At 48.3% G+C, this 13134-nt stretch carries 11 protein-coding genes; 7 read left to right on the top strand and 4 right to left on the bottom strand.

The window, feature by feature from the left end; genetic code table 11:
• The first annotated feature begins 30 nt into the window (after positions 1-30).
• The 7 genes from M4J38_RS03755 (at position 31) to M4J38_RS03725 (ending at position 8454) form a co-directional block, all read left to right on the top strand.
• Positions 31-822 carry a uroporphyrinogen-III synthase gene (locus M4J38_RS03755; protein ID WP_251758195.1) on the top strand — a complete coding sequence of 264 codons (792 nt, stop codon included), beginning with the start codon at positions 31-33 and terminating at the stop codon, positions 820-822.
• A 142-nt stretch (positions 823-964) separates the two neighbouring features.
• Entirely contained in the window at positions 965-2998 is a 2034-nt protein-coding gene (locus M4J38_RS03750; protein WP_251758194.1) for a thioredoxin domain-containing protein, read from the top strand.
• A 158-nt stretch (positions 2999-3156) separates the two neighbouring features.
• Positions 3157-4431 carry an SUMF1/EgtB/PvdO family nonheme iron enzyme gene (locus tag M4J38_RS03745; RefSeq protein ID WP_251758193.1) on the top strand — a complete coding sequence of 425 codons (1275 nt, stop codon included), beginning with the start codon at positions 3157-3159 and terminating at the stop codon, positions 4429-4431.
• A gap of 104 nt (positions 4432-4535) precedes the next feature.
• Complete coding sequence (gene gldL / locus M4J38_RS03740) at positions 4536-5300, top strand: gliding motility protein GldL (protein ID WP_251758192.1); 765 nt, start codon at positions 4536-4538, stop codon at positions 5298-5300.
• A gap of 112 nt (positions 5301-5412) precedes the next feature.
• Entirely contained in the window at positions 5413-6948 is a 1536-nt protein-coding gene (gldM, locus tag M4J38_RS03735) for a gliding motility protein GldM (protein ID WP_251758191.1), read from the top strand.
• Positions 6949-6960: 12 nt separating this feature from the next.
• Positions 6961-7995, top strand: coding sequence for a gliding motility protein GldN (gene gldN / locus M4J38_RS03730; RefSeq protein ID WP_251758190.1), 1035 nt, complete (start codon positions 6961-6963; stop codon positions 7993-7995).
• Between the two features lie 288 nt (positions 7996-8283).
• Complete coding sequence (locus tag M4J38_RS03725; RefSeq protein WP_251758189.1) at positions 8284-8454, top strand: hypothetical protein; 171 nt, start codon at positions 8284-8286, stop codon at positions 8452-8454.
• Positions 8455-8523: 69 nt separating this feature from the next.
• Here M4J38_RS03725 and uvrC read toward each other — a convergent pair whose 3' ends face one another.
• From uvrC to M4J38_RS03705, 4 genes are read right to left on the bottom strand one after another with little or no spacing between them, the layout of a single operon-like run.
• Positions 8524-10341 (bottom strand): excinuclease ABC subunit UvrC, encoded by a 1818-nt coding sequence (uvrC, locus tag M4J38_RS03720; protein ID WP_251758188.1) that lies wholly within the window; start codon positions 10339-10341, stop codon positions 8524-8526.
• 7 nt (positions 10342-10348) lie between these two features.
• Positions 10349-10939, bottom strand: a complete 591-nt coding sequence (locus M4J38_RS03715; RefSeq protein WP_251758187.1) for a hypothetical protein — start codon at positions 10937-10939, stop codon at positions 10349-10351.
• A 41-nt stretch (positions 10940-10980) separates the two neighbouring features.
• A complete protein-coding gene (locus M4J38_RS03710; protein WP_251758186.1) occupies positions 10981-12492 on the bottom strand; it encodes a hypothetical protein in 1512 nt (503 codons plus the stop codon).
• A gap of 20 nt (positions 12493-12512) precedes the next feature.
• On the bottom strand, positions 12513-13106 hold the full coding sequence (locus M4J38_RS03705) for an RNA polymerase sigma factor (RefSeq protein ID WP_251758185.1): 594 nt from the start codon (positions 13104-13106) through the stop codon (positions 12513-12515).
• Positions 13107-13134 lie beyond the last annotated feature (28 nt).

The raw sequence follows: 13134 nt of genomic DNA, 5'->3' as shown, positions 1-13134 counted from the left end.
AAACTTTACGTAAACTTAGCTCAATAACAAATGCTAAAGAACGGGGCGAAAAAAGCGGCGGATGTAGCCGGATCAGTAAAGAAAATCCTGATTACCCAACCGAGGCCTGAAAGCGACAAGTCGCCATACTTCGAACTGGCGAAGCGCTTTAACGTAGAGTTGGAGTTTCATCCCTTTATCAGGTTGGAAGGGGTTCCTTCTAAGGAATTCAGGAAGCAGAAAATTGATATCCAGCAATTTACGGCCGTTATCTTTACCAGCAGGAATGCAATCGATCACTTTTTCCGCATTTGTGAAGAAATGAAAGTGAGCGTATCCCAGGATACCAAATATTTCTGCGTTACCGAAGCCGTTGCGCTGTACCTCCAGAAGTTTATTCTCTACAGGAAAAGAAAAGTTTTCTACGGTGCTGATGGCACGAACAAGAGCATGTTCGATGTGATCAACAAACACAAAGAGAACGAGAAATTCCTTTACCCTGTTTCCGAAGGCCAGCAGGACAATGATATCTGCACCTGGCTTAAATCCCATAATTGCGAATACGCCACGCCTTATATGTACCGCACCGTTTCCAATGGCGATGTGAAGGAAGTGCTCGGCAGTAAAGACTTTGATGTGATCTGCTTTTTCACCCCCAGTGGCGTGAAGAGCCTGTTTGATAACTGTCCGCAGTTCAAACAAAATGGCACACACATTGGCGCCTTCGGCGTGAATACTTCTAAAGCGGTGGAAGAAGCGGGCCTCCGGCTTGACATCAAAGCACCGCAACCCCAGATGCCATCTATGGTGGCGGCACTGGAGAAGTTCCTCGCGGCAAAATAACTGCGGTATAAATATTGCTGGTATGTGCGTTGTATAATTGTACAACCCTACGTGTTTTTCTTCGTGATACACCGTTTTAATACCGAAGACCGGTAAAAACGAAAATCCCTAATATTGTAACTCACGCATTAAAAGGATTTTCATGCATACCAACCGGCTCATTTCAGAATCAAGTCCATATTTACTGCAACATGCGCACAATCCTGTAGATTGGTATCCATGGGGGCCTGAAGCTTTGTTGCGGGCACAAACGGAGCAGAAGCCGATCCTCGTAAGTATAGGTTATTCCGCGTGCCATTGGTGCCATGTGATGGAAAGAGAGAGTTTTGAAAATGAAGAAGTGGCTGCTTTCATGAACCAGCACTTCATCAACATCAAGATTGACCGGGAAGAACGCCCTGACCTGGACCATATTTATATGGATGCCGTTCAGGCGATCACCGGGAGTGGGGGATGGCCGCTGAATGTATTCCTTACTCCCGACCGTAAACCATTTTACGGCGGGACTTATTTTCCGCCGCAACCGATGCATAACCGGGCTTCCTGGCTGGACGTGCTTGCGGGGATATCCGCCGCGTTCAACGAAAGAAGACACGAAATAGAGTCGCAGGCCGAAAACCTGACGGCACACCTGCTGAATGCAAACACATTTGGCGCGGGAAAGCAATCGGAGTCCGCCGACACAGACTGGCTGCACCGGATGAAAAACAATATCATGCAACAGGCGGATACTACAGAAGGCGGCTTCGGCCGTGCCCCTAAGTTTCCTCAAACATTTTCTATACGATATCTACTGCGTTATGCCCATCTTTACAAGGATGAGCAGGCGCTGAAGCAGGCTCTGCTAAGCCTGGATAAAATGTGTGCCGGAGGTATTTACGACCAGATCGGCGGCGGCTTCGCGAGATATTCCGTGGACAATGAATGGCTTGCCCCGCATTTTGAGAAGATGCTGTACGACAATGCGCTGCTGATTTATGTGCTTTGCGAAGCCTTTCAGCTTTCAGGAAATAAGCGGTATGAAGAGGTGGTGCGCGAAACGATCGCTTTTTTACAAAGAGAAATGCGTGCGTCGGATGGAGGATATTACGCGGCATTGGATGCAGACAGCGAAGGTGTGGAAGGGAAATTTTATGTGTGGTCGTATGACGATTTTATGAAATCAGCAGGCCCTGATGCGCCCTTAGCCGCGGTTTTCTATGATGTCTCGCCCGAAGGGAATTGGGAGCATACCAATATCCTCCGGTTGAAAAACACAGTAGCGGAGTTTGCCGCGCAAAACGGGATGTCGGAAGAAGAGTGGGAGGAACGGCTCAATGAAGTTAAAGGCAATCTCCTGGCTGCCCGGTCGAAAAGAGTGCGTCCCGGCCTGGACGATAAAATACTGCTGAGCTGGAATGCGTTGATGCTTTCGGCATTGTGCAAAGCTGCGGGTGTTTTCGGCGAGGAGGCCTGGAAGCAGGAGGCGCTGACCCTGGCCGGTTTCCTGGAGCAACAGTTTGATGCGGGGAACCATACTTACCTGCATACCGCAAAGAACGGGGAGGCCAGGTATCCCGCGTTTCTGGACGACCTTTCTTTCTGGGTGCGCGGCTTGCTCGACCTGCAGGAACTCACCGGAGATAATACCTGGTTGCAGAAGGCCGGAGTGCTCACCGGGGTTATACTAAAGGATTTTTCCGATGAGGAAGGTGTTTTCTGTTATTATACGTCCGCCACTCAGGATGATGTGGTGATCAGGAAAAAGGAAACCTACGATGGCGCCGTTCCATCAGGAAATGCTGTACTCTGCGGCAACTTATTGCGCTTATCCGTGTTGTTGGGGAAAGAGGACTGGGGCATGCGCGCCTCAAAAATGCTGGAAGGTTTCGGGCAAACGGCTTCGCGGTATCCGACTTCGTTCGGTGAATGGGCGGATTGCCTGATGGTACAGCTGAACGGATTAAAGGAGATTGTAATACTGGGCGCCGGTTGGGAAAAGCATTTGAAGGAACTATTATTGAAATACATTCCCGGAAAGGTGGTGCAGGCGGCGGCGCAGGGAGATGATCAATACCCCTTAATGGCGGGCAAACCAACGGAAGCAGGTTCACGTATTTTCCTGTGTGAACAATACGCCTGTAAACAGCCGGTTTTTACGGTAGAGGAGTTAATGCAATTACTTGTGAATCAATAATGTAAAATTATGTTAATCCTAAACAATAATACATTCTTGCCTATCGTTAATACAATTGCGTTGAACCTGATTGGAAAAATTAAATTTTAAACGCTAATCTTGTAAAGCTGATGTTTGAGAAACATTATATTTGCCCAATACCCTTTAAGTACATGAAAATGAAAAACCTAGCCAATCTTATGGCCGTAGCCACACTAGCACTGCTGGCTGCAAGCTGCGGAAAGCTGGGCAAGTCCTCCGGACTCCCCAACGATGGCCAGTTGCACGGCGTTGCTCCTGGTAGTAAATACGTATTACCTAAGCCGCCGGGTATGGTATATATTCCACCAGGGACCTTTCACATGGGCCCCAGCGATGAGGATATGAACTATGCCTTTACCGCACGCAACAAACAGGTGTCTATCAACGGCTTCTGGATGGATGCTACTGAAATTACCAACAACGAATACCGTCAGTTCGTGAGCTATGTCCGCGACTCTATCGCCGCGAAACAACTGGGTTTCGTGAAGCAGGTGGATGGCGAAGAGTTCGTTGACTGGACCAAAGCGAAAACCATTAAGTACGGTGATAAGGCCACCATGGAAAAGCTGGAAGCCATCATGGTGACTCCTGAAAACAGGATTTTCGGTAAGAAAGTGTTGGATCCCGCTAAAATGATCTACCACTCCGAAACCTTCGACCTGAAAGAAGCGGCGAAAAGAGAGAACGCCAGTCGCCCTGTTTCAGCCTTCATCATTAAAACAGATACCAGGATTTACCCCGATACGCTTTGCTGGATCAGAGACTTCTCCTATTCCTACAATGAGCCTATGACCAAACGTTATTTCAGCCACCCCGCTTATGGAAACTATCCTGTAGTGGGCATCAACTGGAAGCAGGCTGTGGCTTTCTGCGAATGGAGGACAAAATACCTCAACAGTTTCCTCGAAAGCAAGAAAAGAATTACTGAGTCTGATTTCCGTTTGCCAACGGAAGCTGAGTGGGAATACGCTGCCCGCGGTGGTCGCTCACAATCTATGTTCCCCTGGGGTAACTATTACCTGAGAAACAAGAAAGGATGTCTGCTGGCCAACTTTAAACCCGGCCGCGGTAACTATCCAGAAGATGGTGGATTCTACACTGTACGTGCAGATGCCTACTGGCCCAACGATTTCGGTCTGTACAACATGGCCGGAAACGTAGCGGAGTGGACCTCTTCCCTGTACTATGAAGGCGGGTACAATTTTCAGCACGATATGAACCCTGACATTCGTTGGAATGCAAAGGATACAGATCCTCCCCGCATGAAACGTAAAGTATTGCGCGGCGGTAGCTGGAAAGATGTAGGCTTCTTCCTGCAAACAGGAACCCGCTCTTACGAATACCAGGATACAACCAAATCATACATCGGTTTCCGTTGTGTGATCGACCTGCCTCCCGTTCAGCAGCGCTAAGTAAAAATCCCGGACCCCGGAACAATTTTTAACCATTCTAACCGTTTAAATTTCGTCTGAATTTTAAATCAATACCCCTTTGTCAAAAATCAAAACATCTAATCATGGCCGGACAATCTAAATCAGTTGACAGAATCGTAAACGTTATCGTGTGTGTGGGCGCCGCAGTAGTAATCTTCGGAGCCTGGGCAAAAATCCTTCACAAGCCTTTTGCCGACATCATGCTCACCGTAGGTCTTCTTACCGAAGCAGGTATCTTCATCGTTTACGCATTGCTCCCACCTCCAGGTAACGATATGGAACCCCTTATCGCTGCACTGCCGAAAATTTCCCAGGGTTCTTCCAACCCCGCTCTCGCGAAACTGGACAACATGATGCAGGACGCGGACATCACACCCGCCAATCTGCAAAAACTCAGCGAAAGTTTCAAAAGCCTGGGTACCACTGTTACCCAGATGAAAGACATGACCAATGTAGTGGCCGCTACCAGCGATTATACCGCTAAAACAAAAGAAGCCGCCGCCGCACTGGGTACCGTAAAAGAAGCTTACCTGGGCGCCGCAAGTTCACTCGGTGCTTTCAACCAGGCCGCTGATGGTACAAAACAATTCCACGAGCAGGTACAACTGATGACCAAGAACCTCGGCTCACTGAACACTATTTACGAACTGGAACTGCAGGATACCAATAACCACCTGAAAGCGATGAACAAGTTCTACGGTAACCTTTCCAGCGCTTCGCAGGCACTGCAGGGCAGCGTGGAAGATGCCAAGAAAACACAAGAGCAGATCGGCGTACTGGCTAAAAACCTGAGCAACCTGAACCAGGTATATGGCAATATGCTGAACGCTATGCAAGGCCGTTCTTAATGATTCAAAGGGTGTGCTAAAAGCGCCATTTTCTCTCAGTATTAGATGTTTGCTTTAGAATCCCGATCCTGAAAAACCAACCGTACAATAATTACTTTAAATAGTTTAAGATATGGCCCTACCTAAAGAGCCCAGGCAGAAGATGATCAACATGATGTATTTGGTGCTTACAGCCCTGCTGGCACTGAATGTATCCGCTGAGGTGATCATCGCTTTCCGGACTGTAAACGCCAGTATCGGAGAAGCCAACCGCATCATTACCGACAAAAACAACATGACCTACGGCTCCTTTGAAGCGAAGCTGAAAGACAGCGAAACAAGGGAGCGCGCGGAAAAATGGAAACCTTTCGCGGATAACGCGAAGAAAGAATCAGAAGCGCTCTATTCTTATATCGAGGACCTGAAACAGAACCTGAAAAAAGAATCGGGTCTGGAGGTGCATGATGGCGTTGAATCTTTCAAGGAAGATAACCTGGATGCCCCCACCCGTGTAATGGTGGAAGGCGGAAAAGGTAAGGAACTGCTCGCCAAACTGGAAGCATATAAAAAGAATATGCTTGCGCTTGTGCAGGATAAAACCAAGCAGGCCGAGTTCGCAAAATCATTGCCGCTGGACCTGAATCCGCCTAAATCTGAAACAGGCTCTTCCGCGAACAAAGACTGGTCAGCTGCTTATTTCAGAATGACCCCGTCTATTGCAGCGATCACTATCCTGAGCAAGTTCCAGAACGATGTTAAAAGTTCAGAAGCACAGTTGGTGGATTATTTCCACTCACAGATCGGACAGGTACAAGTGGTGTATGATGCCTTCCAGGCTTTCGCCGGAACAAACTCTACTTACCTCATGCCTGGTCAGGAACTGGAAATTACGGCAGGTGTGGGTGCATTCAGTAGTAAATCAAAGCCTTCCATTACCATTAATGGTGCTGCCCAGCCTTTGAACGCTGACGGTGCCGCTGTATGGAAATCAAGAGTGGATGGTGTTGGTTCTCACAAAGTACCTGTAAACATTACCTACACCAAGCCTGATGGCACAACAGCTTCTATTTCTAAAGTAATTGAATACACTGTGGGCTCCCCCTCCGGCGCTTCCATCTTCCTTGAGAAAATGAACGTGCTGTACCAGGGAGTTGAGAACCCGCTCACCATCTCTGGTGGTAGCGTGGGTTCAGAAAAAGTAAGTGTACGTTTCACCGGTGGTGAACTGAGAAAAGTTGGTGGTGACCGTTACATCGCGATCCCCAACAAGACCGGTCCAGCTGAAATTATCGTAACCGCTGATGGCAAATCCACGCCTTTCTCTATGAGGTGTAAAGTACTGCCGGATCCCGTTGTAATGGTAGGCGGTTCAGGTGGTGGCGCTATGGCCTCCGCGAACTTCAAGGCGCAGGGGGGGCTGATCGCTAAACTGAAAGATTCTGATTTCGACGCGCCTTTTAAAGTGATCAGCTATGTGCTGGGCGCGAAAGGCGGAGAGATCGCTTCTTATCAGCAGTTCGCCAACGATGGTCCCCGCTGGAGCGGAAACGCCGCGGGATTGATCAACCGCGCAACACCAGGTACCTCTATCTTCTTCGATGAGATCAGGGTACAAGGTCCGGACGGAAAGATCCGCGCTATTCCCGGTATTTTCTTTAATTTGAAATAACTCGTTTGTATAATGAAGAACCGAATCATCAAATCACTGTTGTTGCTTACGCTGGTAGCCGGTGTAGCTGAAACTGCCGATGCACAGACGGGCCGCAGACCTAGACCTACGACCCGTAGAACTCCCACGACCAACAATACTGCAGCCAACAACAATGCCGTGCAGAATACACCGCCACCCGCGGATACAGTGAAAAAGTTGCCACCACCTCCCCCGGAACTGAAGCTGGATACGATCCGCAAATCATTGCGGAACGACAACGCCATCGAAAGGAACCTGGTGAAGGAAAGAACACCACTGGCTTACGAGCACATCCGCGAAGATGATGCCGTATACCGCCAAAGGGTGTGGAGGGAACTTGATGTTCGGGAAAAAATCAACATGCCCTTCGTGAACAAAGCCAACGAAGACAATGGCAACCAGCGCTTTATAAGTATCCTGCTGAACGCGTTGAAGAATCCGAACGACAGCATCACCGCTTTCAGTCCGATCGACGACCGCTTCACCACGCCCATCACGATGGGGGAGATCACCAAAACTTTGGTAGGTGAACCCAAGACTGTTCAGGTGCGCGACTGGAACGCCGATCCCGACGGATCTAAAGATATCTTCAAAGATTCTATCATCATCGATGAATTCAACCCTGAGGCCATCGAGAAATACTGGATCAAAGAAGATGTGGTGTTCGATAAGGAATCTTCCCGCCTTTACACAAGGATACTCGGCATCGCTCCGCTGAAGAACATTTATAATTCAGATGGCTCGTTCCGTGATGTTACCCCGATTTTCTGGGTGTATTATCCCGATCTGCGCCCCATGCTGGCACGTTATGAGGTGTTCAACGGAAAGAACATCGGCGCCCGCATGAGCTGGGAAGAATTGTTCGAAAGCAGGATGTTCAGCGCGAGGATCATCAAGACGACTATGGATAACCCCTATGATCGTTACATCGCGGATTACGTAAAAGATCCCATCCTTCGTTTGCTGGAAGGAGATGCCGTAAAAGAACGCATCTTCAACTACGAGCAGGATCTCTGGTCCTATTAATTACAACACTGGTTCTTTCATTATAGAAGCGGCGCTATCCAAAAGATGGCGCCGCTTTTTTATTCTTCCTTATAACAAACTTCTAGTCCCTCTAAACCACTGGCTTTTCAGCGGATGCTACTCGCCTTTGTCATTCGGTTTGGTTTCAGCAACCTGCCATGCAAATTAAGGTTCGTCCACTTTTGTTCCCGGTAGCAGGTTTGCTAAAAAATACCATCACGCCAAAACATCTGGCACCACTCCCTTATTTTCCGGGCTGTGTAGCGGGTTCTTTCAAACGCTGCATCTATGAGTAAAAACCTTAATAAAAAAAAATATCAAAATACCCACATGCGGGTATTGGAAGTTGTGATTCTTTTACTATTTTTACAACGGTTTTTCATAGGATATTGGATTTTAAAAACGGGGCTGGATGTCTATCCTGGCCCCTTTTTTTATGCCCTTTATTTTGCGGCATAGCGCATGTTCTCCCTACAGCACTTGTACTGCAGCCATTTTATACATACTTTTTTCAGGTGAATTTCTCTTCTATTCTTCCGTGTTTTCAGCGGAGAAATGTGTGCGGATGAGCTTAGCGCGCGCAACACCCACTACCTTAATGAGCTCTTCTTCCGAGGCGTTCTTTACATTTTTAACCGAGCGGAAATGCTTTAAAAGGTTTTCGGCCGTTTGTTTACCGATACCTGGTATCTGTTCCAGTTCATTACTGAAAGTACCTTTGCTGCGTTGGTTGCGGTGGAAGGTGATGCCGAAGCGGTGCACTTCATCCCGGATACGCCTGATCAGTCTTAGGGAGTCGCCATTATAGGGGAGCTTAATGGATTCCGAATCGCCGGGGAAGAACAGTTCTTCTTCGTTTTTAGCAAGCCCCACGAGGGTCATTTTACCTACGAGTCCCAGCTCCCTTATGCTCTCCATAGCGGCGCCTAATTGTCCTTTACCACCATCAATGATGACCAGTTGAGGAAAAGACTGCTCCTCGTCCCGGAGGCGCTTATAACGCCTGAAAACCACTTCTTTCATGGTGGCGAAATCATTGATGCCCTCCACGGTTTTCACGTTGTAGTGGCGGTAGTCTTTTTTGCTGGGGATGCCGTTCCTGAAACATACCATGGCCGAAACCGGGTAGCTGCCCTGGAAATTGGAGTTATCGAAGCATTCTATATGAACCGGCAGTTCGGGCAATTGAAGTTCTTCCTGGAGCTGGTACAGGACTTTTTTCTTTTCCTGGTCATCCTTTCCTTCCAGTTGAAGGATCTTTCTCTTCCGGATTTCTTCACGGAAATAGTTCACGTTTTTTAACGATAATTCTACCAGTTTTTTCTTGTCGCCGGCCTTGGGTACAGTAATCGTAATCGCTTCGAGCGGGAACTCAATAGGGAAGGGGACGACTATCTCATCCGCCAGACTGTTGAAGGTTTCTCTGAGCTGCTGTATCGCAAACACGAGTACTTCTTCATCCGTCTCTTCCAGGTGTGTTTCCAGTCGGATGGTATGGGTTTGAACGATGGTACCGTTCTGCACCATCAGGTAGTTTACGTAGGCCCATTCGTCTTCTTTGAGCAGCGAGAACACATCAATATTTGTGAGGTACCTGCTTACTACTACGGAGCGGGCATTGTAATTTTCGAGGTGTTCAATTTTCTTGCGCATCATCTCGGCTTTTTCAAAGGCCATGTCCTGCGCGAAAGCCTGCATCTGCTCCTTAAACTGCTGGATCACGGGGGAAACGTTCCCTTTCAATATCTGCCGGATCTGCAGCAGTCCGGCCTGGTAATCTTCTTCGGTCTGCAAGGCCTCACAGGGGCCCTTACAGTTGCCAAGATGGTATTCCAGGCATACTTTAAACTTTCCTGCCCGGATATTCGCCGGGGAAAGATTCAGTTTACAGGTCCGCAACGGGATGTTGAGCCGGATGAAGTTCAGCAACTCCCGCACTCTGCCGACGGAAGTGAATGGCCCCAGGTATTCCGAGCCATCGTTGATTTTATTGCGCGTAAGGAACACCCTCGGGAAATGTTCTTTTTTAATGACAATGAAGGGATACGATTTATCATCCTTCAGGTCGATATTGTACTTCGGCCGGTATTGTTTGATCAGGGCGTTTTCAAGCAGGAAGGCATCCTGCTCACTGTCTACGATGGTGAATTCCACCCGGTGGATGCGGGTGACCAACTCCTTTGTTTTGTAGTTGGGATAACTTTTTGTGAAATAAGACCCAGTCCTTTTCCGCAGGTTCTTTGCTTTTCCCACATACAACAGTGTGCCCTGTTTATCATAGTATTTATAGATACCGGGTTGGTGCGGGATGGTATGTGCGATCTGCTGGTATTCCTGTGCGGTCATGATATAGCTATTCGCCGGCGTTCCATACCAGTTTGGTCTGGATCATTTTTTCATTGCCGGAGGCATCTGTTTCCTGTTCAATAACCATGCAGTTCTGCCTGGATTTCCAGTACAGTTTTTTCACGGTAGTGGTGCCGTTATTTTCCGCCACTTTTTCAAGGTAAATACTGTTCACTTTACTCTTCACTTCCCCTTCTTTCACGAGTATATCGGCCCGGCGCAATGGTGTTTTGTCGTTGTCTATGGTATAGCTGAGCGTGACCAGTCCGATGGATTCATCCATGAAAGTTTTTTCTACCACATCTCTTTTAAAGGTGGCATCGTTCAGGTCAATTCCCATGAATGCGGTGGCGAATGCCTCCAGTGTATCGTAAGGCACGAACCCGGAATCCACTTTATTGCCAATCGTAATATACCTGGTAATGGCCGTTGGGTTTTCCTGGGCGTATTTCAGTTCCTCGGTAATAAAGGCGGGAATGGGATAGTATTCTTTGGAGGCTGCGATACTGTCTTTCATGATATCACCGGCTTCCGTTTTCAATGGGGTTCCCTGGCAGGCGTATAGGAACACCAGGGCTATAATCACTGTTATTCGCATGCCCCAAAATTAAGGAAATAGGGGGCGGGGAAGGATAATTTTTATTTGAAAATTTTGCTTACGCCGATCTTGAAACCATAATCGATCACGTATTCCCGTATAGGATACCTGTTCTCATAACTCGAAAGCATCTGGTACCTGAATTGTGGCCCCATTTGCCAGCGAAGCCCGTTCTTTTCGAAGGCGAAATAAGCTTCGAGATTGGTGTGCAGGTTCCAGCGGCGCATCAGGTCGTCCGGCGCTTTCACGTAATGTTTGTAATCGGAACTCAGCATGTAGCTGTTGCTGCCCAGCAGGTAGGTGGGCTGAACGGCACCTGCCACGTTGAAACTGAATTTATTGGTGCCCGCCACGCGGAGTTCCAGCCCCACCGGCATGGAAAGTTGCATGTATTGGTTCTGGACTTCCGCCCTCGAATAGCCGAAATAGTTCCTGAGCCTGCTGCTGCTGAGCATCGTGTCGGGCTGGTTGCCGGTAGTGGTGCTCATAGCCACGATTGCTGTTTCCGGCGCCGCATTATAAGCGTGCACCTGGAAGCGGGAGAAATTGAATTGAAGACCGGTTTTCAAGGTTAAGCCGGGCATCAGTTTTACGAGCATATTGGAACCGGCTTCAAAGCCAAATGATGGCTTATGGTTCACGTATTTGTCAATATCGTAGTGGGCTTGCGTGGTGAGGTTGGTTGGCGCGGAATTGAGGTTGATGTTTTTCCCCCAATCGGTTAACCTTCTGTAACTAACCGTAGGCGTTACGTAGAACTGGACACTTAGTTTCTTTCGCTGAGGGGGGATATAGTTCAGCGCGAAATTATCTATATGTCTTTTGTCTTCTTCAGAAAGGAATGGCTTGTCTTCCAACAGTTTTACGGAAGCAATATCCATTGTTCCGTTTACCGGTACCGTAAGTGCCTGTTGAAGCGGAGCGCTCAGGGCGGAAGGTTTTTCAATATGAGCGGCTTCCAGATGAGGAACAGGTTGTGATTCCGGTGTTTTAACGGGGAAGGAAGCCGTGGTTTTCAGTTCTATCTGCGCAACAACAGGGGCTGGCAGTTCTTTTTCTTCCGGAACCTCAGCGGCTACAATAGCCGGACTATCCACTTCCGCGGGACGAAGCCAGGCCACCTTCATGTTGGGATCGTTCTTTTCCGCGATGTCCTGGAAAAGCATATTGGAAAGTTTCCTTTCCCTGATGTTGTTGATGGCAATAATGAGTTGGTTGGGCGCTATGTATTTTGCCGCTTCTTTACCAGGCTCTTTCTTTGCGGTTTTTTTCTCCGCTTCTTCTTCTGAATTTGTAGTGGAAAGTGGAGAAGGTGTTACCTGGTTGTTGGCGGCATCGGCTAGGATATTTTCAGTGCCGCTCAGGAAAAACCTGCCTCCGAGGAAAGTGGCGCCCAGCAGCAGGGCGGATATACCGAACATGGTCCAGCGCCTGTACACATGCAGTTGGCGGTGAATTTTTTTCCAAACAGTATCAGAGGGGAACATCCGGTATTCGTCTGTTTTTTCCCTTAGATATTGTTCAAAATCATCTGTGTAAAAGTCTCTCTCCATGCCGGTCTCGTTTCAAGGTCTCAGGATCTCCCGGTAAGCGCGGCGAACCAGCCTGCTTTTTCCCGTGGTTTCTGCATAATTCTTTTTTTCACAAGAATATCTTCCAGCATGGCGCGGGCCCTGGTGTACTGCGAGCGGCTCGTGCTTTCCTCAATGTCCAGCATCTCTGCGATCTCCTTGTGGTTGTAGCCTTCAATGGCATACAGGTTGAGTACCGTCCGGTATCCGATCGGGAGTATCCTGATGCAATCGATAACCTGCTTGGCCTGGATGATCGACGGAACGGATTCCTCCCTTACCTGCACGCCCGAAGCGTGAATAATGTCCACACTTTCATTGAACTTTTTGTTCTTCTTCAGAATGTTGATGCAGGTATGCACAATCACCCTTCTCACCCAACCTTCAAAAGCGCCTTTGCCCTGGAAGGTGTGGATTTGCGAGAACACTTTAATGAAACCCTCCTGGAGCATATCTTCCGCGTCTTCCCTGTTGTGGGCGTACCTGAAACACACCGACAACATTTTCGGGCTGTAGCGGTTGTATAACTCCTTTTGGGCGGTTGCATCATTTCTTAAGCAACCGGTAAGAATGGCTTCCTCCGTCATATACGACATTTGGTTACCATACAAGTTAGACAATAAT

Source organism: Parasegetibacter sp. NRK P23 (assembly GCF_023721715.1).
Taxonomy (GTDB): Bacteria; Bacteroidota; Bacteroidia; order Chitinophagales; family Chitinophagaceae; genus Parasegetibacter.
Note: the sequence above shows the minus strand (reverse complement) of the source record. Positions and strands in the feature narration are given on the sequence as shown.

What these genes read in the sequence shown, in the direction of transcription:
- M4J38_RS03755 (WP_251758195.1), top strand. Translation starts at nt 31, where the DNA reads ATGCTAAAGAACGGGGCGAAAAAAGCGGCGGATGTAGCCGGATCAGTA.
- M4J38_RS03750 (WP_251758194.1), top strand. Translation starts at nt 965, where the DNA reads ATGCATACCAACCGGCTCATTTCAGAATCAAGTCCATATTTACTGCAA.
- M4J38_RS03745 (WP_251758193.1), top strand. Translation starts at nt 3,157, where the DNA reads ATGAAAAACCTAGCCAATCTTATGGCCGTAGCCACACTAGCACTGCTG.
- gldL (WP_251758192.1), top strand. Translation starts at nt 4,536, where the DNA reads ATGGCCGGACAATCTAAATCAGTTGACAGAATCGTAAACGTTATCGTG.
- gldM (WP_251758191.1), top strand. Translation starts at nt 5,413, where the DNA reads ATGGCCCTACCTAAAGAGCCCAGGCAGAAGATGATCAACATGATGTAT.
- gldN (WP_251758190.1), top strand. Translation starts at nt 6,961, where the DNA reads ATGAAGAACCGAATCATCAAATCACTGTTGTTGCTTACGCTGGTAGCC.
- M4J38_RS03725 (WP_251758189.1), top strand. Translation starts at nt 8,284, where the DNA reads ATGAGTAAAAACCTTAATAAAAAAAAATATCAAAATACCCACATGCGG.
- uvrC (WP_251758188.1), bottom strand. Translation starts at nt 10,341, where the DNA reads ATGACCGCACAGGAATACCAGCAGATCGCACATACCATCCCGCACCAA.
- M4J38_RS03715 (WP_251758187.1), bottom strand. Translation starts at nt 10,939, where the DNA reads ATGCGAATAACAGTGATTATAGCCCTGGTGTTCCTATACGCCTGCCAG.
- M4J38_RS03710 (WP_251758186.1), bottom strand. Translation starts at nt 12,492, where the DNA reads ATGGAGAGAGACTTTTACACAGATGATTTTGAACAATATCTAAGGGAA.
- M4J38_RS03705 (WP_251758185.1), bottom strand. Translation starts at nt 13,106, where the DNA reads ATGTCGTATATGACGGAGGAAGCCATTCTTACCGGTTGCTTAAGAAAT.